Source organism: Pseudomonas bharatica, assembly GCF_048586865.1.
GTDB classification, from domain to species: Bacteria; Pseudomonadota; Gammaproteobacteria; order Pseudomonadales; family Pseudomonadaceae; genus Aquipseudomonas; species Aquipseudomonas bharatica.
Map to the genome: position 1 here is coordinate 1 of NZ_JBMAWR010000064.1, position 412 is coordinate 412.

The 412-nt window shown below is 63.1% G+C and carries 1 protein-coding gene; it reads left to right on the forward strand.

The window, feature by feature from the left end; genetic code table 11:
• A partial coding sequence (locus ACKLLE_RS27140) for an immunoglobulin-like domain-containing protein (RefSeq protein ID WP_420059614.1) occupies positions 1 to 412 on the forward strand: 412 nt, incomplete at both ends.

Here is a 412-nt window from a genome sequence, read left to right on the forward strand (position 1 = left end):
CTATGTGGACGCCACCAATGTCAGCGCCACTATCACCGGCACCACGGGCGGTGATTTCGAGAAGGTGAACGTCAACGCAACCCCGGCAGTTACGGCAATCACCGATACCATCGACACGTCCACCGTGACCCTGACGGCTACGCCGAGCGTGACCGAGGGCGGTGTGGTGACCTACACCGCCTCCGTCACGGCTCCGGTTACCGGCACCCCGCTGGTCATCACCCTCGCCAACGGCCAGAGCATTACCATCCCGGTCAACGCTTCGAGCGGCTCGGTGGACTTCACCGCGCCAAACAACGTCTATGGCACCAACGCGCCGCTGACCAACAGCATCACCGGCGTAACCGGCGGCAACTACGAGAAGCTGGTGACCGCCGGCACACCCAGCACCGTAGTCAATGACAACCCGAAC